Raw genomic sequence first — 24,643 nt, 5'->3', positions numbered from 1 at the left:
GACGGTTATGTAAAGGAAAAGAGTAGGTGCACCTATTCTTTTCCTTCAATCATGAGCAAGAATATCTTGCAACGTAGATTAGGAAGAGGATTCTTACTAATCGTGCCAACTTCCGGAAAAAAGGTGGTGAAAACCTGTGGCATCTTTACGCGATATAAAAGCGAAGATTACCTCGACAAAGAAAACGAGTCAAATTACGAAAGCGATGGAGATGGTATCTGCATCTAAGTTAAACCGTGCAGAGCAAAATGCTAAATCTTTCGTTCCGTATATGGAAAAGATTCAAGAAGTAGTAGCGAGCATTGCGCAAGGAAGCAAAGGGATTAATCATCCAATGCTAAATGCGCGTCCTGTAAAGCGTACAGGATACATCGTTATTACATCGGATCGCGGACTAGCAGGTGGTTATAACAGTAACGTATTACGTACAGTTAGTAACGTAATTCGTGAACGTCATAATATGGATTCAAACCAATATTCAATTATTGTGCTTGGACGACTAGGACGTGATTATTTAAAACGTCGCGGCTTTAACATCATTGATGAAGTAGTTGGACTATCTGACCACCCATCATTTACAGATATTAAAGATCTTGCTTCTCGAGCAATTGCGATGTTCGCAGATGGTGCTTATGATGAGCTGTACATTTACTACAACCATTACGTAAGTAAAATTTCACAAGAAGTAACGGAAAATAAAATTTTACCGCTTACGGATGTGGCGTCTGACAAACCGACGACAGCTTATGAATTCGAACCTTCTGAAGAAGAAATTTTAAAAGTACTATTGCCACAATACGCAGAAAGCTTAGTGTACGGTGCATTACTGGACGGTAAAGCAAGTGAGCATGCGGCGCGTATGACAGCAATGAAGAGTGCTACAGACAACGCAATGGAAGTTATCGATTCACTTACACTTTCATTCAACCGTGCGCGTCAGGCAGCGATTACGCAAGAAATTACGGAAATCGTTGGTGGAGCAGCAGCGTTAGAATAGTAATAAAAGGTGGAAGCGGCTCTTTCAAAAGAGTCGCGAAAGCTACACTAATAAAAAAATTAAAAGCCGACTTCTCTTAGAAAGCTGGCTAATTAAAAGAAAGCTAGGAGGGAACCCGATGAATAAAGGGCGCGTTACGCAAATCATGGGTCCGGTTGTAGACGTTAAGTTTGATGGCGGAAAGCTACCAGAAATCTACAACGCCCTTACGGTAAAACAAAGCAACGAAAACGGAGCAAACATTAACTTAACATTTGAAGTTGCACTTCATTTAGGTGATGACACAGTTCGTACAGTTGCAATGTCTTCCACAGATGGACTTGTTCGTGGCACAGAAGTAGAAGATACTGGTAAAGCAATCTCTGTACCAGTTGGTGATGCAACACTTGGTCGTGTATTTAACGTATTAGGTGATGCAATTGACTTAGATGGTGATGTTCCTGCGGATGTACGTCGTGATCCAATTCACCGTCAAGCACCTGCATTCGAAGAGTTATCTACTAAAGTAGAAATTCTTGAAACTGGTATTAAAGTAGTAGACTTACTTGCTCCTTACATTAAGGGTGGTAAGATCGGTCTATTCGGTGGTGCCGGTGTAGGTAAAACAGTATTAATTCAGGAATTAATTAACAACATCGCACAAGAGCACGGTGGTATCTCTGTATTCGCTGGTGTAGGTGAGCGTACTCGTGAGGGTAATGACTTATATCACGAAATGAGTGATTCTGGCGTAATTAAGAAAACTGCGATGGTATTCGGACAAATGAACGAGCCACCTGGAGCACGTCAACGTGTTGCATTAACAGGTTTAACAATGGCTGAGCATTTCCGTGATGAGCAAGGACAAGACGTACTATTGTTCATCGATAACATCTTCCGTTTCACGCAAGCAGGTTCTGAAGTATCTGCCCTTCTTGGTCGTATGCCATCTGCGGTAGGTTACCAACCAACACTTGCAACAGAAATGGGTCAATTACAAGAGCGTATTACATCTACAAATAAAGGGTCTATCACGTCTATCCAAGCGGTATATGTACCAGCCGATGACTATACTGACCCAGCACCAGCTACAACGTTCGCTCACTTAGATGCAACAACAAACTTAGAGCGTCGTTTAACACAAATGGGTATTTACCCAGCCGTAGATCCATTAGCATCTACATCTCGTGCACTTTCTCCAGAAATCGTGGGAGAAGAACATTATGAAGTAGCTCGTCAAGTACAGCAAACTTTACAACGTTATAAAGAGCTTCAAGATATCATCGCTATCTTAGGTATGGATGAGTTATCTGAAGAAGATAAGTTAGTTGTACATCGTGCTCGTCGTATTCAATTCTTCTTATCTCAAAACTTCCACGTAGCTGAGCAGTTTACAGGTCAAAAAGGTTCTTATGTACCTGTAAAAAATACAGTTAGTGGTTTCAAAGAAATTCTAGAAGGAAAATATGATGACCTTCCAGAAGATGCATTCCGTTTAGTTGGTGGCATTGAAGAAGTTATTGAAAATGCGAAGAAAATGATGGCGTAAGGCCTTAGGAGGGACGAAGTATGAAGACATTTCCAGTCAGTATTGTAACTCCTGATGGACCGGTTTACGAAAAAGAAGTAGAAATGGTAAGTGTAAAAGCAGAGAGTGGGGAAATGGGGATCTTACCAGGTCACATTCCAACTGTTGCACCATTAAAAATTAGTGCAGTTCGTCTGAAAAATGGTGGACACACTGATTATGTAGCAGTTAGCGGTGGCTTTATCGAAGTTCGTCCAGATAAAGTAACTGTATTATCATCATCTGCTGAAGAAGCAAACCATATCGATATCCATCGTGCAAATGAAGCGAAGCGTCGCGCTGAGCAACGTATGCAAGATAAACAAGCGCATGTTGACTTTAGACGTGCAGAAATGGCACTACAACGTGCTGTGAACCGTTTAAACGTTTCCGATATGAAGTAAAAAAAACCGTAAAGGCTTTGCCTTTACGGTTTTTTTTATTGTAGTTTATGGATAATTTTACAAAAATGGTATAATTGTATTGATGTTTGTATAAGTAGAGAATGTACAATAATGAATAAAGGAGCTGAATAAATGATCGGTGAAATGAAAAGAGAAGCATTGCACTCTTTAAAGGGAAAATGGGGACTAGGTGTCGGATCGACGGTTTTATATTTTATTTTAAGTTATGTTGTTTCAATGGCTACAATGCTCATACTTTTAATTCCGGGACTAATTATATTTCTCTTAATTTCTATCTTAACCGGGTCAATTGAAGAGGAAACGATGTCAATTGGAGCAGGTATTATGTTTGGGATTTTTTATTGCATCATGATAATTTTGAGTAACGCATCAAATGGTATTACATCATATGGTTATACAAATGTATTTTTACAGATAAGTAAACGAGAAGGTGCTAAAGTAGATCATCTATTCGAAGGATTCCGTGGCTTTAAAAGAATGATGAAAACAATGTGGGCCATGCTAGCGATTTTGTTATATACAGGTACTTGGATTCCAATGTTGTTATTAGGTTTATTCGCATTTTTCGGTGAAGAAGGAAATACGTCGTTCGCCATTGCTTTCTTCGTACTATTAGCTATTTCAATCGTTGGCATGATTGTGATGTATTTTTCTTATGCGATGACGTATTATGTGATGATTGAAAATCCAGAATATAGTGTGTCGCAGGCGATGAAAGAAAGTAAGCATCTTATGAAAGGGCATAAGTTAGATTTGTTTCTTTTATGGCTTAGCTTCATAGGATGGATTATTTTAGCGATTCTTACCTTTGGAATAGGGCTTCTTTGGCTTAGCCCGTATATGAGTACAACGACAGCGCATTTTTATCGTTACATTTCAAAAGGTGAATTGCAGTAAGGACGTGCTATACTAATAGAATTATTGCGTATAGGAGGCTAGGCTAAGTATGATTAGTGATTTAAAAGGAGAAGCACTAGATTCATTGGAAGGCAAATGGGGATTAGCTGTCGGGGCTACACTACTCTTTTCAATTCTTACCATGATTTTTAGTGTTAGTATTGAATGGGTATTTTCTTCAATTTTCGGTTGGCAAAAAACAAGTAGTTCACTTTCAATAAATATTCTTACATTTTTTGTTACTGGACCGTTAACTTTAGGAGGATATTATCTTGCTTTAAATATCCTTCGTGAAAAGCAAGCTAGTATCGGTAATATATTTGTTTGGTTTACAGAAGGAACAAGATTTCTGAAATCATTTTTAGTATATTTATTAGTGAATCTTTATCTTTTTTTATGGACGTTGCTTTTCATTATTCCAGGCATTATTAAATCGTTTTCTTATGCGATGACGTATTTTATTTTAAATGATCATCCCGAGTATTCATTGAACCAAGCCATTACAGAAAGCCGTCGTATGATGGATGGGCATAAAATGGAGTATTTCATTTTATGTTTAAGTTTTATTGGTTGGTTTATATTAAGTTGTATTACACTCGGGATTGGATTCTTATGGTTGATTCCATATTTTTATACAACAGCTGCAGCTTTTTACGAAGAGATTGCGGAAGAATATTATGAGAAAAGAACTCCAACAATATAAGGTGAAATTGTAATCACCAATCGGGCTTTTACTGCCCGCAAATAGAGGGATAAAAAAACACCCAGTGTGAACTATTGGTTCATACTGGGTGTTTTTTGTAGAAATCTTATAAAGTGCTTACTTGTTAGAGGTTTACTGAAATAGTAACCTTGCATATATTTACAGTTATTTTTTTGTAAAAACTTAAGCTGTTTTTCTGTTTCAATTCCTTCCGCAACGACTGAAAGATTTAAAGTATTTGCAAGGGAAAGAATGGTTGAAACGATGGCTCTTTCTTCAGGGCGATGATCGGCTAGTTGTATAAATTCTTTTGGTACTTTTAATGTATCGATAGGGAAAATTGATAAATAAGCAAGAGAAGAGTAGCCGGTACCGAAGTCATCAATGGACGTTTGAATACCATATTCTTTTAATTGTTTTAGTCTCGATAATGTTTCTTTTTCATCAATCATCGCAATTCGTTCTGTTAGTTCAAGTGTTACATCTTTTGGGTCAATTTTTACGTCTTTTAGTATTCGTGAAATATTTTCGATTAATTGATTTTGTTGAAATTCTTTCGCTGATAAATTGACACTCATTTTTAAGTTTGTGTATCCAAAACTTTTCCATATTTTTAGTTGACGACAAGACTCTCGTAGCACCCAATGTCCAAGTGGGATGACTTGAGGAGTCTCTTCTACAATGGGAATGAACTCACATGGTGAAATCTCGCCTAATAGTGGATGTTTCCAGCGTATTAATGCTTCAGCACCGATAATTTTACTTGTTGTTGTATCAATTTGTGGTTGATAGACGAGATAAAATTCTTGGTTTACTAAAGCGAGTGGCAAATCTTTTTCGATTCGAGCTTTACGTTCCATTTTTTTATACAGTTCTTTTGTATAAAGGGAGCTACCGTTTTTTCCTTTATTTTTTGCTTCGTACATGGCCATGTCAGCATGTTGTAAAATCGACAGTGGATCTTCACCTGCCTCAGGGTATATTGCAATCCCGATACTCGGTGAGATTTGTAAATGCTGATTTTCAATTTCGAATGGCTCATTCATGGACGCTACAATCATATCAGCTATCTTTTTTACATCTGTTCTTTTTTTATAATTTTCGATAAGGATTGTGAATTCATCCCCAGCTAGTCGAGCAAGTTTCATATTTGATGTCGATATTTTTTCGAGTCTTTTTGCTACTGCAATTAATAGGAGATCTCCTACCCGATGACCGAGGGTATCATTAATAACTTTAAAGCGGTCTAGGTCGAGGAACATAACAGCAAAGGGCCTTTTTGATATTTTTGCTCGTGCAATCGCTTTTTCTAAATATTGATGAAATGCACGGCGATTTGCAAGCTCAGTTAAAGTATCATGATATGCTAGGAAATTAATTTGTTCTTGTTGTTGTTTGCTTTCCGTAATATCTTTAATCATTAAATAGACCCCTGAAATATGATCCTTTAAAAAGATGGGAACAGCTGTAACGTGCAAGTAGTAAATATCTCTGTTTTTGTGATACGCTCGTATTTCTAAAGAGATAGAATTCCCCTTTTTTACGCGATGAAAAGCGGTAATAATTTCTTCTAAATCTTCTTCATATATGAGTGAGTAGTAAGGTTGATTTAATAATTCATACGTTTGATAACCAAGTAAAGTAGTACCAGCGTTATTCACTTTTAGGAAATTACCGTACAAATCTAATGTGAAAATTGGATCTGGATGATGCTCGTATAAAGATTTGAACATTTGCTGGTTATGATAGAGCTCATTTTTTTGTTCTACTAAATCTTCTGTACGTAGTTCAATTTGTTTCTCGAGTTCAGAGTTGAATTGCATTTGTGCTACCAATAATATTTTATTTTGTTTTCGCACTAAGCTATGGCGTATGAGAACGAAAGAGAATGTTATCATAAGGCCAATTACTACAATGGGTACAAAAACATATTCGACCAACATAAAAACAATAAGCATCATGACAGAAATATACGGTAATGATAATCGAATGGATTCCCCAAATTTAGGTGTTAGTAGTACTTGTTCTTGTTTTTCAGGTTCTTTCGTATGAAGAACACAGGCGATTGCTACTAGTACTAAGGTAACTTGATAGAGTGGAGTAACAGTAAACATAGAATACTCTGGTGTGAAGTATTTTATATAAGCATAAATCGCATCCGTAGTGGCATACAAAATTAAAGCGCTGCCAAGAAGCGCACCAACTTGTTTTGGTAATAAGGACAATGGTCTGAACAAAAGATTAATCCCTATTAAAAGGAAGAGTAAATCAGTCATTGGATAGGTAAGCTGAACAAATATGTCGATATAGGATGTTGTAAAAGCGTAAATGGTTCGTTCAATAAGTAGATAGTAACTTAAAGTAAATTGGGCTGTAACAATAATGCAAATATCACATATCATAAAAAGCTTTTCTAATAAATTCCGGTTATAAATGATTTCATATAGAAAGGCAAATGCAAAGCTAATTAAAAAAAGTAAGTAAAAAAAATCGGATGGATCAACGAACGTATAGTAGTCCTTTAAAATTAAACGTTGATAGGAAACGACTATATCACCAATGAAGTAAGAGAGGGTTCCAACAGATAATATTGTCCAAAATAAACGAGGTAACCCTTGTTTTATATTTGAAAAATAAAATATATAACTACAAACAATAAGATCGATTAATAGGCTACTCATTCCAATTAATATTTGAAATGGAAATGAGTATTCATATAGAAAAGGCATTGCTACGTAATGAATCGCGATAGATAACAATAAAATGCTTACAAGAATATTTACATGTGTTTGTTTTTTCATTTATATCACCTCCAGTATATATATAAACTTCTCTTTGTATTTTTTATGATTGGTTGAAAAACATATATAATTTCTATACTTATTTTGCACAGTTGTGGCGAGTTATAAAAATAGATTTTAATAATTATCGTTTCTGTTCCCAACATATCGACATAGGAATTTAAATTTTGTTATAATAATTTAAATAGTTGTATTATTTAGAAAAATTTAAAAATAATAATTGCTGCAACTAGGACATATTGTTTACTAAGTGAACTTGTTCTTAATTCAGGGGGGAGGGTTTCACAATGGCAAGTGTATATGAAAATAGTTATATGATCGTTCTGATTTTCTTGCTATTAGGCATATTGCTGCCGGTAGTGGCTCTTACATTAGGAAGATTGCTGCGTCCGAACAAACCGAGTGAAGCGAAAGCAACGACGTATGAGAGTGGAATTGAGCCTTTTCATGATGCGAATATTCGGTTTCATGCTCGCTATTATATTTTCGCTTTATTGTTTGTCATCTTTGATGTAGAAACTTTATTTTTATATCCGTGGGCTGTTGCATATGACAAGCTAGGTTTATTTGCATTAATTGAAATGCTCATCTTTGTTGTAATGTTGCTAGTTGGATTAGCGTATGCTTGGAAAAAGAAGGTGTTACAATGGTTATAAATTTTGAGGAATTGCACCCAAACGAGCGGGCAGAATTAGAACGAAATATCTTTTTTTCTACATTAGAACAGTTGAAAGGATGGGCGCGGAGTAACTCTTTATGGCCGATGACATTCGGACTGGCATGTTGTGCGATTGAAATGATGGGAGTAGGTTCATCGCATTACGATTTAGATCGATTTGGATCATTTTTTCGGACTTCACCAAGGCAATCGGATGTCATGATTGTATCGGGAACGGTAACGAAGAAGATGGCTCCTATTGTTCGGCGCTTATATGATCAAATGCCCGAACCAAAATGGGTTATTGCGATGGGATCTTGTGCAACAGCTGGTGGTCCATATGTAAATTCATACGCTGTCGTAAAAGGGGTAGATCAAATTGTACCAGTTGATGTGTATATTCCTGGCTGCCCACCTAATCCTGCTGCTTTAATTTATGGCATTAATAAGTTGAAAGAGAAAATTCGTTACGAGGCAAAGACAGGAAAGCAGGTGACGAATAAATGAGTGATCCAAGCAAAGATTTAGAGGATTTGAAAAAAGAAGCAGCTAGGCGCGCGAAAGAAGAAGCAAGAAAACGCCTTGTAGTGAAACATGAGGTGGAAATAAGTAAACTTGAGGAAGAAAATCAAGAAAAAGAGAAAGCGCTACCAAAAGGTAATGAAATGACCGTAGAAGAAGCAAAACGACGTGCAGCAGCCGCTGCAAAAGCAAAAGCGGCAGCGTTAGCGAAGCAGAAAAGAGAAGGAACAGAAGAAATAACGGAAGAAGAAAAGTCCAAAGCGAAGGCAAAGGCGGCAGCGTTAGCGAAGCAGAAGAGAGAAGGAACAGAGGAAGTAACGGAAGAAGAAAAAGCCAAAGCGAAGGCAGCAGCCGCTGCAAAAGCAAAGGCGGCAGCGTTAGCAAAGCAAAAGCGAGAAGGAACAGAGGAAGTAACGGAAGAGGAAAAAGCGAAAGCGAAGGCAAAGGCAGCAGCAGCTGCGAAAGCAAAGGCGGCAGCGTTAGCAAAGCAAAAGCGAGAAGGGTCAGAAGAAGTAACGGAAGAGGAAAAAGCGAAAGCGAAGGCAAAGGCCGTAGCAGCCGCAAAAGCAAAAGCAGTGGCGTTAGCGAAGCAGAAAGCCTCACAAGGTGATGGAGATTCGGGAGATGAAAAGGCAAAGGCAATTGCAGCAGCGAAGGCGAAAGCAGTCGCAGCGGCAAGGGCAAAGACAAAGGGTACTGAAGGTAAGGCAGAAGATGAGCCGAAGCCGGAAGAAGCATCTATTAATCAGCCGTATTTAAATCAGTATGTTGGGGTTATTAGGGAGAAAGTAGGAGAGGATGCATTAGTAGATTCCTACATTAATAAACTTTCAAAAGATGTGCCAACTCTTGTGGTGGAGCCTTCAAAATATTATGAAGTGATGGAGTCGTTGCGATTTCATGAGGGACTTGCTTTTGATTATATGTCAGAGCTACATGCTACGGATTTTGTGACACATATGGAAGTGTATGTTCATTTATTTTCATATGGAAAGAAACAGTCAGTAGCAGTGAAGGTAAAGCTGGATAGGGAGGCGCCGGAAGTAGAATCAGTGACAACGTTTTGGAAAGGGGCAGACTGGCCGGAGCGAGAGGCGTATGACTTGCTCGGCATTGTATTTAAGGGGCATCCGAATTTATCGCGTATTTTAATGCCTGATGATTGGGTAGGGTATCCGCTTAGGAAAGATTATGAACCGTATGATGTGGAGGTGTAGCTTATGATTCGTACGGAAGAGATGCTTTTGAATGTAGGACCTCAGCATCCGAGTACACATGGTGTGTTCAGGCTTGTTATTAAGATTGACGGGGAAATTATTAAAGAAGCTACACCGGTTATTGGGTATTTGCATCGCGGGACTGAAAAGATTGCTGAGAGTTTACAGTATACGCAAATTATTCCTTATACAGATCGAATGGACTATTTATCAGCAATGACGAATAACTACGTCATTTGCCATGCTGTAGAGACGATGATGGGGCTTGAAATTCCGGAGCGTGCCGAATACTTGCGGGTGCTTGCGATGGAGCTTGGAAGGATTGCGAGTCATCTCGTTTGGTGGGGGACAAATCTTCTTGATATAGGAGCAGTTAGCCCATTTTTGTACGCTTTTCGTGAACGAGAGATGATCATAAATTTATTAAATGAATTATGCGGTGCACGGCTTACTTTTAACTATATGAGAGTCGGCGGTGTGAAGTGGGATGCGCCGGACGGATGGATTGAAAAGGTGGAAGAGTTTGTTCCGTATATGAGGGAGCAATTGGCAGGTTATCACGACCTTGTTAGCGGTAATGAGATTTTCTTAAATCGTGTAAAAGGCGTTGGTATATATAGCGCAGAAGAAGCGATTTCTTATTCTTTAAGCGGAGCGAATTTGCGGTGCACCGGAGTAAACTGGGATCTTCGCAAAGATGAGCCATATTCGATTTATGATCGCTTTGACTTTGATGTTCCTGTTGGGAGCGTAGGGGATGCTTGGGATCGCTACGTTTGCCGAATGGAAGAAATTGAGGAGTCGTTAAAAATTGTTGAGCAAGCAGTCCAGCAGTTCCCAAAAGACGGAGCCGTACTAGCGAAAGTACCGAAAATTATTAAGGCACCAAAGGGAGAAGCGTTCGTCCGTATAGAATCGCCGCGGGGGGAGATTGGTTGCTATATCGCTAGTGATGGAAAGAAAGAGCCGTATCGTCTGAAATTCCGCAGGCCGTCTTTTTATAATTTGCAAATTTTACCGAGGTTATTGAAAGGTGAAAACATCGCCAATTTAATTACGATTTTAGGTGGAGTTGATATTGTACTTGGGGAGGTTGATGGCTAGTGATTGAGACGCTCTTACAATCACCTTCAAGCTGGACAAATTTCTTCATTTTTTTCGGATTAGCAGTGCTCCTATTATTTGCAGTCCTTGGCTTCGTTACATACGGCATTTTGGCAGAACGGAAAGTGATGGGATTTATGCAAGGGCGGATTGGGCCAAACCAAGTTGGAGGGCGGTTCGGTTTACTGCAAACGGTAGCTGATGTTTTGAAACTATTACTAAAAGAAGATAGTATTCCGAAAGCGGCAGATAAACCGTTATTTATATTAGCGCCTGTCATTGCCTTCGCACCAGCGTTTATGGTGCTTGCAGTTATCCCGTTTACTGATAAATTTCAGTTCGCAGATATTGGAGTAGGGCTGCTCTATTATATTGCTGTCTCCGGTATTACGACGATTGGTGTTGTGACTGGCGGATGGGCATCGAATAATAAATACTCCCTTTTAGGAGGGATGCGTGCGGCGGCGCAAATGATTTCTTATGAGATTCCGCTCGTAATGAGTGTGATTGGCGTTGTTTTGTTAGCTGGTAGCTTGAATTTAAATGAGATTGTAGTAGCGCAAGAGAAGGTATGGTACATTTTCGTGCAGCCAATTGGTTTTGTCGTTTTCTTAATCGCAGCAGTTGCAGAGTTAAATAGGACGCCATTCGATTTGCCAGAAGCAGAGTCAGAACTTGTTTCTGGATATCATACGGAATACTCAGGGTTTCGCTGGGCGTTTTTCATGCTTTCAGAGTATGTATATTTCTTCGGGATGGCATCGTTAATTACAGTGCTCTTTTTAGGCGGATGGAATCCAGTTATGTTCCTTGGCTTTATCCCAGGTGCTGTCTGGTTTGCGTTGAAATTTAGCAGTGTAGTTTTTCTATTAATTTGGTTTCGCGTCACGTTTCCGCGTATACGAGGTGACCAGTTAATGGAGTTTGGCTGGAAAGTATTATTGCCAATTGCACTTGCAAATATTTTCTTAACGGCATTGATTAAGGAGTTATTCTTCTAATCTATGAGGGGGGTGCCAGTAAGAGATGAAAGGACTATTTAAAGGATTAAAATATACATTAAGTAATTTGAGTAAGAAGAAGGTGACGTATGATTATCCAAATCAGCCGTTGCCATTGCCAGATCGTTTTCGAGGGATTCAAAAATTTTACCCAGAAAAATGTATTGTTTGTAATCAATGCTCTAACATTTGTCCGACAGACTGTATTCAGTTAACGGGAAAAAAACATCCGGATCCTACGAAAAAGGGAAAGATTATCGATACGTACGATATTAATTTTGAAATTTGTATTCTTTGCGATTTATGTACTGAAGTTTGCCCGACAGAAGCAATTGTTATGACAAATAACTTTGAACTCGCGGAATATTCACGTGATGACTTATTTAAAAATTTGCAGTGGCTTGACGAAAACGACGAAAACGTCAGGAAGGAGAATAAAGCATGAATGGCGAGTTTGTAGCATTCTTTATCCTATCCTTGTCTGCAATTATCGGCGGTGTTCTTATGTTGAACTTAACGAAAGTCATGCATATGATGCTAGCTCTCGTTCTGACATTTCTCAGCATTGCAGGTTTGTACTTTCTTTTATCAGCCGAGTTTATCGGCGTTGCACAAATTTTACTTTACTCTGGTGCGATCACAATTATTATGATTTTTGGCATTATGTTAACGAAACATAACGCGGAAAATGAATCGCGTCTTACTCTTCGAAAGTGGATTATCTTCTTTGCGGTTGTAGCATTTGGGGCGGTTATGTATTTCGCTGTTAATAATATTGATTTTGCAAATGAAAGCACACAAGGAAGTTTACCTCTCCATGAAAAAAACACACTTCAAATCGGTACACTTCTCTATTCGAAATATATTATTCCATTTGAATTAACTTCAGTTATTTTACTTGTAGCACTTGTTGGCGCGATTATACTTGCGAAGAAGGATGAGAAAGAGGAGGATTCCAATGAGTAGCGTTCCAGCTTCTGCGTATTTAACGCTTGCGATTATTTTGTTTTGCATCGGTCTATTTGGAGCTTTAACGAAGCGAAATACAGTAATTGTATTAGTTTGTATCGAATTAATGCTGAACGCTGCCAATTTAAACTTAGTGGCGTTTAGTAAATTAGGCTTGTTTCCAAATTTAACAGGACAAATTTTCTCGTTGTTTACGATGGCTGTAGCAGCAGCGGAGGCGGCGGTAGGACTCGCTATTTTAATTGCTTTGTACCGTAATCGTACGACAGTTCATGTAGATGAAATGGATACGCTCAAAGGATAGCCATTGTGACCGAAAAGGGGGAAGGAAACAATGATCGATTATGCATGGCTCATACCGCTTTTCCCGCTTGTTTCGTTTTTATTACTTATTATGTTCGGGAAGAAAATTAGAGAAGGAAGCAGTGTACTTAGTATTTTCTTCGTCTTTCTCTCCTTTATATTCGCGGTACTTATATTGATAGAAAGGTTTTCATCAGGAACAGTGAAGCATAAGTGGGTATGGCTTAGAGCTGGAGATATTGATATATCATTTGGTTTTGAAGTGACTGCATTAGGAGCTTTAATGTTGTTTATCGTCACACTTGTGAGTTTACTTGTACATGTGTATTCGAAAGGTTATATGAAAGGTGACGAAAGATTACCAACTTTTTATGCATATTTAGGGCTCTTTACATTTGCGATGCTTGGGCTTGTTATATCGCCGAATTTATTACAGCTTTATATATTTTGGGAGTTAGTGGGCCTCGGTTCATTTTTACTCATCGGTTTTTATTTCTTTAAAGAAGAAGCGAAGGCTGCTGCGAAAAAGGCTTTTATTATGACTCGTATTGGAGATGTTGGTTTATTTATTGGGATGATTTTAATCTTTTGGCATGCAGGTAGCTTTGAATATGACGCAATCTTTAGGGCGATTTACACGGGCGATCTTCCCCCTACTATGATTACTATAACGGCGATATTAATTTTTATCGGGGCGATGGGAAAATCAGGTCAGTTTCCGCTTCATACATGGTTACCAGATGCGATGGAGGGGCCGACGCCTGTTTCGGCACTTATTCATGCAGCGACGATGGTAGCAGCCGGCGTATATTTAGTAGCGACGATGTTTCCGCTATTTTCAGCAAGTCCGGTGGCGATGCAGACGGTTGCAATCGTTGGAGGATTCACCGCAATCTTTGCAGCCTCTATCGGTCTTGTACAGACGGATATAAAGAGAGTGCTTGCTTATTCTACAGTTAGCCAGCTCGGGTATATGATGCTTGCGCTAGGTTCTGCTGGTTATGTAGCTGGTGTATTCCATTTAACGACACACGCCTTCTTTAAAGCGCTACTATTTTTGGCAGCAGGGAGTGTAATTCATGCCGTGCATACGCAAAACATTAATAAAATGGGCGGTTTACAGAAGAAGATGAAAGTAACTGGTACGTTATTTTTAATAGGTACACTTGCAATTAGCGGAGTGCCGCTCCTTTCCGGATTTTTTAGTAAAGATGAGATTTTGGCGGCAACTTGGATGAGTGGCAATTACTTTCTATTTGTTTTAGCAGTCCTTGCAGCATTCTTAACAGCATTTTATATGTTCCGTTTATACTTTCTTGTCTTTACTGGAGAAGCGAAGACGAAGGAAGACGTGCATGAATCGCCCCGCACAATGACGTATCCGATGATTGTCCTCGGCGTTCTCGCGGTAGTAGCGGGATATATAAATACACCATGGTTTGGGACGTTTCTAGGAGATTGGCTTACGAAAGATATAGGATTTAAGGTGGAAGAAGCTCATGGGCCAGTTTGGATTATGATCGTTGCGACACTCGTTTCATTTGCGGGAATTGTCCTTGCATATTTCATCTATGGAAAGAAAACGATCGCAAGGAATTGGGCTGGAGGAGAAGGCTCCTTCCTTCATAATCTCCTGAAAGAAAAATATTATGTGGATGAACTATACAATGTTACGGTGCTTCCTCTTACGAAAGGAATCGCTCATGTGCTTCGCCTATTTGAAGTATATGTTGTAGAAGGAATCGCAGTTTTAATTGGCAGTTTGGTGAAAGGTGCGAGCAGCATAGGATCGAAACTTCAAAACGGGAATGTACAAGTATATGGCACTGTAACAGCAGTCTCACTCGCATTACTCGTCATTATTTTGTTGTATACGGGAGGGGATTTACGATGAATGATTTGCTACTTACGTTCTTCATTTTTTCCCCACTTTTAGGAATTCTATTACTTGTATTAACGCCGAAAAAAGAATCACGTACAGTGAGGGCGCTCGGTTTGTTTGGAACGGCGCTTCCATTTGGAATCGCCATCGTCCTCGCTTGTACATACGCTTCTGGAAAGAGTTTATCGCTATTTGATGAAAAAGTGAAATGGATTAAATTTGGAGATTTTGCAGCGGTGGATAAAAGGTGGTTTTCTATCTATTATGAGCTTGGAATTGATGGTCTTTCACTTGTCATGATGGTGCTGACAGCCCTGCTAGCGATGCTTGCAGCAATTGCGGCGTTTTCCATTAAAAGAAATTTAAAAGCATTTTATATGCTATTACTCATGCTAGAAATAGGGATGCTCGGCGTCTTCGCTGCTCAAAATTTAATGTTGTTCTTTATCTTCTTTGAAATTACGCTGCCACCAATGTTTTTATTAATTGGGAAGTGGGGGAAATTGTCGAGTGAAAAGGCTGCATATAGTTATTTAATATATAACGGCATTGGCTCAGCTATTTTGCTCATTGTTTTCTCAATTTTGTTCGCGAAAACAGGTACAACAAATATTGCGGAGCTGAAAGAGATATTAGCAAGCGGAAGCGCTGGGGGAGGATTGGGTGTACCGAGTAGCTTACAGTTCGGCATATTTATCGCTATAATGATTGCCTTTGCAATTAAACTACCTGTTTTCCCGTTGCATCGTTGGATGGTCAATGTTCATATTGAAGCGCATCCTGCTGTAGTTATGCTTCATGCAGGGGTTCTGCTAAAGATTGGAGCGTACGGAATTATTCGCTTCGGGAAGGGGCTATTCCCAGAATACTTTCGCGAGTTCGCAACACTACTTGCGATTTTAGGAGTCATTAATTTATTGTACGGTGCTTTTTTAGCACTCATCCAAACGGATTTTAGGAAGGTACTTGCTTACTCTAGTATTTCGCATATGGGAATTGTTTTAATGGGACTTGCTGCACTTAACGCACCAGGTACACAAGGGGCATTATTCCAAGTTGTGTCACATGGTTTAATTGCAGCGTTACTCTTCTTCCTGCTTGGTATCATTGAAGAGCGTTTCGGTACTTCTGATATTACAGCGCTTGGCGGACTTGCAAAAAGTGTCCCAGTACTTAGCGGATTCTTCTTAGCTGGAGGAATGGCATCGCTCGGATTGCCAGGGATGTCTGGGTTTGTTAGTGAGTTTCTTGCCTTTCTCGGTTTATTTCAAGGAGAGCCAGTCATTGCCGCTTTCGGCGTACTTGGCATTATTTTAACCGCTGTATACGTATTAAGGGCGACACTCCAAGTGACCTTTGGTAAGAAAGAGTGGGAAGCGAAATCTGATATACACGGGTGGGAGTATGTACCTGTCATATTACTTATCGTCTGTATTATTGCAATCGGAGTAATGCCAGAAATACTAGGGGATCCGCTTCAAAATACATTGAAAACATTGGGGGTGAAGTAGGATGGATATGAATACGTTACTTAGCTTATCGTGGCATCTTATGGTGCCAGAATTTATCATTCTCGGAGCTGCCATCCTTCTTTCCATATGTGATTTGTTTTTTAAGCTGAACCATAGGTACGTAGCGCTGGGTGCGATTGCTGCCATCGTATTAGCAATCGTGTCATTAATTACGCTATACGGCGAACCAGCAGGAGATATTTTAAACGGATCATTCGTATTAGATGGATTTTCAAAAGGGTTTAAAACGTTGTTATTAGGCGGGGCAGCTCTCATCTTATGCACCGCAATGAGCGATGACAAGAAGAATCCGATTGAAGATAAAGGAGAATATTATTACTTATTTTTAATGGCGCTTCTTGGTGCGATGTTCATGGCTTCTAGTGTCGACTTCATTACGCTTTTCGTCGGTTTAGAGTTGCTGTCACTTTCTTCATACATTTTAGTAGGAATTCGCAAAAAGAACCGTGCATCAAATGAAGCGGCGATGAAATACGTCATTAACGGGGGGATTGGAACAGCAATTACGCTTTTTGGAATGAGTTACTTATACGGTATTACAGGTTCAACCAATATTGTGGATATGCAAAAAGTATTCACCGGGGGACTTGCTAGTGGTATTCAGTTATTGCTAGCTCTCGCATTTCTCCTATTGCTCGTTGGACTTTCATTTAAAATTGCAACAGTGCCATTCCATATGTGGGCACCAGATGTATATGAGGGTGCGGCTACACCTGTTACTGCTTTCCTTGGAACGATTTCCAAAATTGCTGGGTTCCTACTCATTATTCGTCTGTTCCTTATGGTTTTTGCAAGTGTATCAATACAAGGAGACATGCAATCTTTATACGGGCGTATGAGCATATACATTGCCGTGCTAGCAAGTATTACGATGATTGTTGGAAACGTAGTCGCGTTAAAACAATACAACGTAAAACGTTTATTTGCTTATTCAGGTATCGCGCACGCAGGGTATTTACTCGTTCCACTTGTGGCATTATCGCCATTTACGATGGATAGCATGTGGTTTTATATGCTTGCTTACATGCTTACGAACATAGGAGCATTTGCCATTATCCACGGCTTAATCTTACAAAACGATAAGGAAAACATCACCATTTTTACAGGATTATATAAGCGATCGCCATTTACAGCGATAGTGATGACGATTTTTATTTTATCATTGGCAGGGATACCAGGAACGGCTGGTTTCATCGGAAAGATTAACATCTTTTTAGGCGCACTTCATGTAGAACCATCTCACTACGTACTAGCATCTATTATGATGGGGACGACAGTCATCTCATTCGTATATTATTTCCGGATTTTACAGCAAATGTTTTTCCGGGCAGGGGAGACGGAAGAAAAGATTCGGTTACCGTTCAATATAAAGGTTGTTATGAGTCTTTGTGCAATTTCGATTGTAATACTAGGAATTATGCCGATGATTGGATACAATTTCTTTTATGAATATTTTCCATTAATGAAAGATTTCTTCTTCTTAGGGAACGTGGTACAATAGTGAAAATAAAAGGTGTGGAGTCGGTACTCTACGCTTTTTATTTTGTGTTAACCACAAATGAACATGCATATGGGTATACGTTTTTGGAAATGAAATTTCGATATAAAATGTAAGATACCTATTTGCGTTTGAAAAAGTGTGGCTCCTACTTAGTATGGTATCGTTTTTTATATGTTTTGTAAGTAGTAGCCAAGTAAAAAGGAGTCGATTTTTTGGCGCAACTTTTAGGGCAACAAGCACTGATTGCTATTGTTTCGCATCTATTGTTTATTACCATTACGTGGTGGGCCCTGCAAGCCATTCACATTGAGCGTTTAATGAAGCCTGGAAAAGTGATGCAGACGAGAGTATTACTCATTCTAATTACCATTGCAATTGGGACATCCGTAAGTAACTTTTCCCTTGATTATTTAGGCTATTCAAAGAGTTTAACGTATTTAGTAAAGTAAGTGTATAGAACCTCATATCTCCGTTAACAATGGGGGTAGGAGGGGATGAAATTGAAGCTTAAAGCCATTTTTATTGTTGCCTTGAGTGTTGTTTTATTTTTGGTTGGATATAGAGAGATGAAACCGATAAGCGATGAACAAAAAATGGAGAGCATGATCGCAGCATTAGAGAAAAATGATGCAAAAGTGGAGAAGTGGTCATGGTTAGCGAGAGAGACAAAAACGATTTCTAATATACATACGTTTCAAAAATTGTTAAACGATGTGAAGGACAAGGCGAAGATTCAAAAGTGGGAATTAGAACAATCTTCGGATGGATATAAAGCTACAGCCTATAAAAAATTTTCTTCGTATGAAGAACGAGTAGTAGTAACTTGGAGTAAGGAAAATACTAAAGAAAACACTTTCATTATCTTTGAAGTAAGTGGGGCGAAATGGGACCCGAAGTATGTTCAGAAGATGAATAAAATTTTTAGTGAAAAACCTATAATTTACACTTGTGTTCAGGGTGTAGTGAATGATAAGATTGAAGGTGTTTTGCAAAATAAAACCAATCAGGTTTTGAAAGATCTTTCAGCAAGAGCGATCGAACAAGTAGAAGAAAGAGCATTTGTGTCAGTCTCCGCATACAATAAAAAGTGGAATGACGCTCTTTCAACAAATAGAGAGAAAATAAATGTGCAAATAGCAATACGTTCTACAAACAACAAAGATACAATTGTGGTTGGCACACCGATCATAACTTCTGAGTATTGAGTGAATAGATACTGAAAAAAGGACACGGAGGGGAATAATTTGGAAAAGATCATCGTCCGTGGCGGAAAGCGGTTAAACGGCACAGTGCGTGTTGAGGGCGCAAAAAATGCTGTATTACCTATAATCGCTGCAGCCCTATTAGCGAGTGATGGAAAGAATGTACTATCTGAAGTACCAGTTTTGTCTGATGTATACACAATTAATGAGGTATTACGTCATTTAAATGCTGAAGTCGTATTTGAAAATAACCAAGTAACAATCGATGCTTCTAAAGAACTAAACATCGAAGCACCATTTGAATATGTACGTAAAATGCGTGCATCTGTTCAAGTAATGGGACCATTATTAGCACGTAACGGTCGTGCTCGTATTGCACTTCCTGGTGGATGTGCAATTGGTTCACGTCCAATTGACCAACATTTAAAAGGCTTCGAAGCAATGGGAGCAAAAGTACAGGTTGGTAATGGCTTTGTTGAGGCATACGTTGAGGGAGAACTAAAAGGAGCTAAAATTTATTTAGACTTCCCAAGCGTGGGCGCGACAGAAAACATTATGTCTGCAGCTACATTAGCAAAAGGGACAACAATCCTTGAAAACGCAGCGAAAGAACCAGAAATCGTTGACTTAGCTAACTTCTTAAATGCGATGGGAGCGAAAGTACGCGGAGCTGGAACTGGAACGATTCGTATCGAAGGCGTTGATAAATTAAATGGTGCGAACCACTCTATTATTCCTGACCGTATTGAAGCGGGAACATTCATGGTTGCAGCGGCAATTACTGGTGGAGACATCTTAATTGAAAATGCTGTGCCTGAACATTTACGCTCAATTACAGCGAAGATGGAAGAAATGGGTGTTAAAATTGTTGAGGAAAATGAAGGTGTACGTGTTATCGGCCCAGATAAGTTAAAAGCGGTTGATATTAAAACTATGCCTCACCCAGGTTTCCCAACAGACATGCAATCACAAATGATGGCATTATTACTACACGCTGATGGAACAAGTATGATTACAGAAACGGTATTCGAAAACCGCTTTATGCACGTTGAAGAATTCCGTCGTATGAATGCTGATATTAAAATCGAAGGTCGTTCTGTTATTATGAACGGTCCAAACAGCTTACAAGGTGCTGAAGTAGGTGCAACTGATTTACGTGCAGCTGCAGCATTAATCCTAGCTGGTTTAGTATCAGAAGGTTACACTCGTGTAACTGAACTAAAACATCTTGACCGTGGTTATGTAGACTTCCATAAAAAATTAGCTGCATTAGGTGCAACTATTGAACGTGTAAACGAAAAAGTAGAAGAAGTGAAAGAACAAGAAGTTTCTGATCTTCACGCTTAATTGAAATAGTCTCTATGTCTTTTGACATAGGGGCTATTTTTTTGGGTTATTACTGTTATAGTCAATAAATTCTATACTTATGCACGTACCAGTAAAAATATTTAGAAAATTTTCGTTTTATCCGTCTATTTGCGATCAGCGAAACACCACCTCATTAAAATTTCAGTTTATCCCGCACTAAGACTCCTACCTAAAAATTCAGTGAAAGCAAAGAAATTAAGAACCCCTGCTGATTAAAGTTTCACTTTATACCAATATGCTCAAGTATGTTCTAAAAAACCCCGTAGTTCCATAAAAATGAAAGGAAGCCAACTTTATATTGGGGGAAAATAGGATGAAATTTTCAAAGCCACTTTTCATTACAGTAGCGCTCTTAATAGCGCTCGTTATCATTGTACCTGCTGCTCTTGTTATCCCGTTTGCGAAAGCAAAAGTAGGGGAAGAAGCAGCTTCTAAAACTCCTCCAGCCGTTGAAAGTATACCAGCTCCAGGAAAAGTAGATACAGCTGTTCAAGTAGCTGTATATCGTGATCGGCAGAAGAAGGTAGAAACATTACCGGTGGAGGAGTATGTGACAGGCGTAGTAGCTTCTGAGATGAATGCCAGTTTTGAAATAGAGGCGCTAAAGGCGCAGGCATTAGCAGCGAGAACATTTGTAGTGCAGCGTATGTTAAGCGGAGAAAAGAAAAACAACGCGGACGTGGTAGATACGGTGAAAGATCAAGTGTACAAAAGCAAAGAAGAATTGAAAAAACAATGGGGTAATAACTACGAAAATAATTTAAAGAAAATCGAGGAAGCCGTTTCTAAAACCGCAGGACAAGTTTTAACGTATGAGGGAAAACCAATTTCAGCATCTTTCTTCTCAACGAGTAACGGCCGCACAGAAAATGCAGCTGATTATTGGGGGAATGATTATCCGTATTTAAAGAGCGTAGATAGCCCGTGGGATCAAGCATCTCCAAAATTTACGAGCGAGCAAACATTCACAGTAGCTGATTTTCAAAAACGTCTCGGTGTGAAAGTGCTGGCGGACGGAAAGGTTGGAACTATTAAAGATCTTACAGAGGGGAAAAGAGTAAAGGATGTAGCGTTTCAAGGGAAAACACTAACAGGAAAGCAAGTTCGTGAAAAGTTAGATTTACGCTCTTCGGACTTTACGTGGAAACAAGAGGGCGATAAAATCATTGTCACAACGAAAGGCTTCGGCCACGGCGTTGGGATGAGTCAATATGGAGCGAATGGTATGGCAGCGGAAGGTAAGAAATATACAGATATCGTCGCTCATTATTATAAAGGCGTTGAAATAAAGACGATGAACGATTATGAAGGAAAATTGATGGTGAAGAAGTAGAGTGCAAAAAGAGCTAATTTACATTAGCTCTTTTTGTCATTATTTGTAGAAATAAATGGAAGGTGGCTTGTACACCTTGTGTTATAATACAATTATGTGAATATATAAAATATAATAACAGGGGGTAATGAAAAATGATGATGGATGTACCGCTTCTCATTCCAACAATGATGGAACGTGCAGAGAAATATTTTTCAAAAAAGGAAGTTGTTTCACGGACTGCATCACGTATTCATACATTAACATACGGAGAAATTGCAAAGCGGACAAGAAGGCTTGCTAGCGTATTAACGAAAATGGGAATCGAACAAGGAGATAAAGTAGGTACAATTGCTTGGAACCATCATAGGCATTTGGAAGCATACTTTGCAATTCCAGGAATCGGTGCAGTACTACATACGATTAATTTAAGACTTTCCGCTGATCACATTTCATATATTATTAACCATGCAGAAGATAAGATCATTCTTGTCGATGAAGATATGGTACCTGTATTAGAGAGTATTCAACACGAAATCCCGCATATAAAAGCCTTTATCATTATGACAGACGATCATAAACTACCTCACACAACACTATCACCAGCATATCATTACGACCAATTACTCGAAGAAGGCGATGAGACATTTCCGTTTGTAAAAGATTTAGATGAAAAAGAACCAGCCGGTATGTGCTACACATCGGCTACGACAGGAAAACCAAAAGGTGTAGTTTACACACACCGTAGTATTGCGCTCCACAGTTATACACTCGGACTCGCAGATGGCGGGAATATATCAGAAGTAGACACTTGTATGCCTGTCGTTCCAATGTTCCATGTGAATGCATGGGGATTACCGTTTGCGAGTACATGGTTTGGGACAAAACTCGTATTACCAGGACCACATTTCACACCAAAGATTTTGGCGGAATTAATTGAAAGTGAGAAAGTAACAATTACGGCTGGCGTGCCGACCATTTGGATTGGCTTGTTGCAGGAACTAGAAAAACATCCATATGATATTAGTAGTGTAAAAACGATATGGTCAGGTGGATCAGCTGCTCCAATGAGCATGATTCGTACGTATGAAGAGAAATATGAAATTGCATTTAGACAAATATATGGAATGACAGAAACAAGCCCTGCTGTTGTAATTAATTGTCCGAAATCATATCAACGTGATTTACCGAAAGACGATTACTATAATTTACGCTCTCGCCAAGGATATTTATTACCTGGGCTAGAAATGAAAGTGATCGGACAAGACGGTGAAATTAAGTGGGATGGCGAAGAAATGGGAGAACTATGTCTAAAAGGCCCATGGATTACGGGTAGCTATTATAACGATGAGCGTACAGAAGAATCGATGAAAGATGGGTGGCTCCATACAGGAGATATCGTTACAGTTGATTCGGAAGGATTTATTAAAATTGCTGATCGTACGAAAGACCTAATTAAAAGCGGCGGTGAGTGGATTTCTTCCGTAGACTTAGAAAATGCCTTAATGTCACACGATAAAGTGTTAGAAGCATCTGTCGTGGCAGTACCGCATGAAAAATGGCAAGAGCGCCCAGTTGCTTGCGTCGTATTAAAAGAGGGCCAAGCAGTCGAAAGAGAAGAGTTGTACGCTTTATTAGAAGCAGAGTTCCCAAAATGGTGGATGCCAGATGATATTTTATTCGTAAATGAAATTCCGAAAACATCTGTAGGGAAGTTTCTAAAACGGGCACTTCGAGATCAACTCCAGACTTATATGGTGGAGCAGAAATAGAGAAGAAGGCTATCCTTTCACTTGGATAGCCTTCTTTTTAGTCGACATGACAAATTTCTTTCCAATCTTTCAGGCGTGAACGGCGCTTCAGAGTGTGCTTTTGAACTTCCTCCCATACACGCTGTTCAAAATCTGGATGAACAGTAATGGGGCGAAGATGTGGCCAGGGGAAACGTTTTAGTAAATCTAACCCATCTTCCCAAGTGTGTACAACATGGAAGGAATGAGAAATAGCATCTATATCGTCAATACCATAATCCATTTCATTTATATGACGAGAAAAAATCCATCTTTTATCGGCTTGTTGTAAGCCAAATAGTGAGATAGAGCCTCCTTCGCCAGCTACTTTAATTATTGTTTGCCAATTTTGCATGGTAGTTTTCCTCCGTCGAATGGTGGATTTGTGAAGAAATCAATTATTTCAGTTTCAGTAGGTGCGTAAAGTGGATGGCGTGGTTCTTTGTTTCTTAAAAATCCAAGGCAATAGATAGTTTTTTTATGCTCGTGTGACCATTGTTTGAGGAGAGGATGTATGTGAGTAGATTGTTTATGTAGTTTCCCTTGCTTTCCCCAAGCTACAACGACAATAGTTGCTTCTTTAAAGGCTTTTTCTAAGTAATAGCGATTTTTTTCTCCTATGATGTCAGGGTAGGGAAGCTTCCGTAAATCTTTAGGATAAGTTGTACGATAACTAAACAGGTTACAGATTTCTAAACTGCCACATTTCCACCGCTTTGCGAAGTTAATACAACGCTTCGTAGTCATGTCGTCTTGTTGTTCATCTGCTGTGCTTGGGTTTAGCATAATAAATAGAGCGCGGTTCTCGTTTGTAATATCCCACACTCTCGTCAAACTATAGCGGTGATTCCCTTCAATAATTGCATCACGAATCATTAAGAATTCCCCCTTTATGTTTTCATAGTTATATAAT

At 39.1% G+C, this 24,643-nt stretch carries 24 protein-coding genes; 21 read left to right on the top strand and 3 right to left on the bottom strand.

All coding sequences use genetic code 11. From position 1 onward, the window contains the following. Positions 1-136 precede the first annotated feature (136 nt). From atpG to COI75_RS01240, 5 genes are all read left to right on the top strand, one after another. A complete protein-coding gene (gene atpG, locus COI75_RS01260) occupies positions 137-997 on the top strand; it encodes a F0F1 ATP synthase subunit gamma (RefSeq protein WP_000157703.1) in 861 nt (286 codons plus the stop codon). Between the two features lie 118 nt (positions 998-1,115). Continuing rightward, positions 1,116-2,525, top strand: coding sequence for a F0F1 ATP synthase subunit beta (gene atpD / locus COI75_RS01255; RefSeq protein ID WP_001032587.1), 1,410 nt, complete (start codon positions 1,116-1,118; stop codon positions 2,523-2,525). 20 nt (positions 2,526-2,545) lie between these two features. After that, positions 2,546-2,947: a F0F1 ATP synthase subunit epsilon gene (atpC, locus tag COI75_RS01250; RefSeq protein ID WP_000847215.1), complete on the top strand. Its 402-nt coding sequence runs from the start codon at positions 2,546-2,548 to the stop codon at positions 2,945-2,947. A 132-nt stretch (positions 2,948-3,079) separates the two neighbouring features. Further along, entirely contained in the window at positions 3,080-3,865 is a 786-nt protein-coding gene (locus COI75_RS01245; protein ID WP_000578805.1) for a DUF975 family protein, read from the top strand. 49 nt (positions 3,866-3,914) lie between these two features. Further along, positions 3,915-4,568, top strand: a complete 654-nt coding sequence (locus COI75_RS01240) for a DUF975 family protein (protein WP_000622446.1) — start codon at positions 3,915-3,917, stop codon at positions 4,566-4,568. 71 nt (positions 4,569-4,639) lie between these two features. Here the strand turns inward: COI75_RS01240 and COI75_RS01235 are convergent, their stop codons facing one another. Next, a complete protein-coding gene (locus COI75_RS01235; protein WP_000744964.1) occupies positions 4,640-7,369 on the bottom strand; it encodes a putative bifunctional diguanylate cyclase/phosphodiesterase in 2,730 nt (909 codons plus the stop codon). Positions 7,370-7,656: 287 nt separating this feature from the next. On the opposite strand from COI75_RS01235, the gene nuoA reads away from it, so the two are divergent. The 16 genes from nuoA to COI75_RS01155 all read left to right on the top strand — a co-directional run bounded on the left by nuoA (position 7,657) and on the right by COI75_RS01155 (position 23,712). After that, positions 7,657-8,025 carry an NADH-quinone oxidoreductase subunit NuoA gene (gene nuoA, locus COI75_RS01230; protein ID WP_000179271.1) on the top strand — a complete coding sequence of 123 codons (369 nt, stop codon included), beginning with the start codon at positions 7,657-7,659 and terminating at the stop codon, positions 8,023-8,025. Then, positions 8,016-8,534 carry an NADH-quinone oxidoreductase subunit NuoB gene (gene nuoB, locus COI75_RS01225; RefSeq protein WP_000236331.1) on the top strand — a complete coding sequence of 173 codons (519 nt, stop codon included), beginning with the start codon at positions 8,016-8,018 and terminating at the stop codon, positions 8,532-8,534. The genes nuoA and nuoB overlap by 10 nt, the downstream gene beginning before the upstream one ends. Further along, a complete protein-coding gene (locus COI75_RS01220; protein WP_098448176.1) occupies positions 8,531-9,766 on the top strand; it encodes an NADH-quinone oxidoreductase subunit C in 1,236 nt (411 codons plus the stop codon). The genes nuoB and COI75_RS01220 overlap by 4 nt, the downstream gene beginning before the upstream one ends. A gap of 3 nt (positions 9,767-9,769) precedes the next feature. Then, positions 9,770-10,870, top strand: coding sequence for an NADH-quinone oxidoreductase subunit NuoD (gene nuoD, locus COI75_RS01215; protein WP_098380499.1), 1,101 nt, complete (start codon positions 9,770-9,772; stop codon positions 10,868-10,870). After that, the gene (nuoH, locus tag COI75_RS01210) at positions 10,870-11,871 is read left to right on the top strand and encodes an NADH-quinone oxidoreductase subunit NuoH (RefSeq protein ID WP_000573439.1); all 1,002 of its coding nucleotides are present in this window, start codon (positions 10,870-10,872) and stop codon (positions 11,869-11,871) included. Before nuoD ends, nuoH begins: the two co-directional genes overlap by 1 nt. A gap of 25 nt (positions 11,872-11,896) precedes the next feature. Further along, positions 11,897-12,316, top strand: coding sequence for an NADH-quinone oxidoreductase subunit NuoI (gene nuoI / locus COI75_RS01205; RefSeq protein WP_000677191.1), 420 nt, complete (start codon positions 11,897-11,899; stop codon positions 12,314-12,316). Then, complete coding sequence (locus tag COI75_RS01200; protein WP_063222506.1) at positions 12,313-12,837, top strand: NADH-quinone oxidoreductase subunit J; 525 nt, start codon at positions 12,313-12,315, stop codon at positions 12,835-12,837. The genes nuoI and COI75_RS01200 overlap by 4 nt, the downstream gene beginning before the upstream one ends. Next, a complete protein-coding gene (gene nuoK / locus COI75_RS01195; RefSeq protein ID WP_000100078.1) occupies positions 12,830-13,144 on the top strand; it encodes an NADH-quinone oxidoreductase subunit NuoK in 315 nt (104 codons plus the stop codon). The genes COI75_RS01200 and nuoK overlap by 8 nt, the downstream gene beginning before the upstream one ends. A gap of 30 nt (positions 13,145-13,174) precedes the next feature. Further along, entirely contained in the window at positions 13,175-15,037 is a 1,863-nt protein-coding gene (gene nuoL / locus COI75_RS01190) for an NADH-quinone oxidoreductase subunit L (RefSeq protein WP_098448175.1), read from the top strand. Beyond that, a complete protein-coding gene (locus COI75_RS01185; RefSeq protein WP_098380502.1) occupies positions 15,034-16,536 on the top strand; it encodes an NADH-quinone oxidoreductase subunit M in 1,503 nt (500 codons plus the stop codon). The genes nuoL and COI75_RS01185 overlap by 4 nt, the downstream gene beginning before the upstream one ends. Before the next feature lie 7 nt (positions 16,537-16,543). Further along, on the top strand, positions 16,544-18,058 hold the full coding sequence (gene nuoN, locus COI75_RS01180) for an NADH-quinone oxidoreductase subunit NuoN (protein WP_368665675.1): 1,515 nt from the start codon (positions 16,544-16,546) through the stop codon (positions 18,056-18,058). A 212-nt stretch (positions 18,059-18,270) separates the two neighbouring features. Further along, positions 18,271-18,507: a DUF1146 family protein gene (locus COI75_RS01175; RefSeq protein WP_098448173.1), complete on the top strand. Its 237-nt coding sequence runs from the start codon at positions 18,271-18,273 to the stop codon at positions 18,505-18,507. A gap of 51 nt (positions 18,508-18,558) precedes the next feature. Further along, on the top strand, positions 18,559-19,263 hold the full coding sequence (locus tag COI75_RS01170) for a YwmB family TATA-box binding protein (RefSeq protein WP_439897249.1): 705 nt from the start codon (positions 18,559-18,561) through the stop codon (positions 19,261-19,263). Positions 19,264-19,302: 39 nt separating this feature from the next. Next, the gene (gene murA / locus COI75_RS01165; protein ID WP_000411262.1) at positions 19,303-20,607 is read left to right on the top strand and encodes a UDP-N-acetylglucosamine 1-carboxyvinyltransferase; all 1,305 of its coding nucleotides are present in this window, start codon (positions 19,303-19,305) and stop codon (positions 20,605-20,607) included. A gap of 334 nt (positions 20,608-20,941) precedes the next feature. Further along, positions 20,942-21,961 (top strand): stage II sporulation protein D, encoded by a 1,020-nt coding sequence (gene spoIID, locus COI75_RS01160; protein WP_000672646.1) that lies wholly within the window; start codon positions 20,942-20,944, stop codon positions 21,959-21,961. Between the two features lie 134 nt (positions 21,962-22,095). Then, positions 22,096-23,712, top strand: a complete 1,617-nt coding sequence (locus tag COI75_RS01155) for a long-chain fatty acid--CoA ligase (protein WP_098448171.1) — start codon at positions 22,096-22,098, stop codon at positions 23,710-23,712. A gap of 37 nt (positions 23,713-23,749) precedes the next feature. Here the strand turns inward: COI75_RS01155 and COI75_RS01150 are convergent, their stop codons facing one another. Continuing rightward, positions 23,750-24,085, bottom strand: a complete 336-nt coding sequence (locus COI75_RS01150) for a hypothetical protein (RefSeq protein ID WP_001181900.1) — start codon at positions 24,083-24,085, stop codon at positions 23,750-23,752. Continuing rightward, positions 24,064-24,606 carry a DUF1643 domain-containing protein gene (locus COI75_RS01145; protein ID WP_098380505.1) on the bottom strand — a complete coding sequence of 181 codons (543 nt, stop codon included), beginning with the start codon at positions 24,604-24,606 and terminating at the stop codon, positions 24,064-24,066. Before COI75_RS01145 ends, COI75_RS01150 begins: the two co-directional genes overlap by 22 nt. Positions 24,607-24,643: the final 37 nt, after the last annotated feature.

It is taken from the genome of Bacillus cereus, assembly GCF_002564555.1.
Classification (GTDB): domain Bacteria; phylum Bacillota; class Bacilli; order Bacillales; family Bacillaceae_G; genus Bacillus_A; species Bacillus_A cereus_K.
Note: the sequence above shows the minus strand (reverse complement) of the source record. Positions and strands in the feature narration are given on the sequence as shown.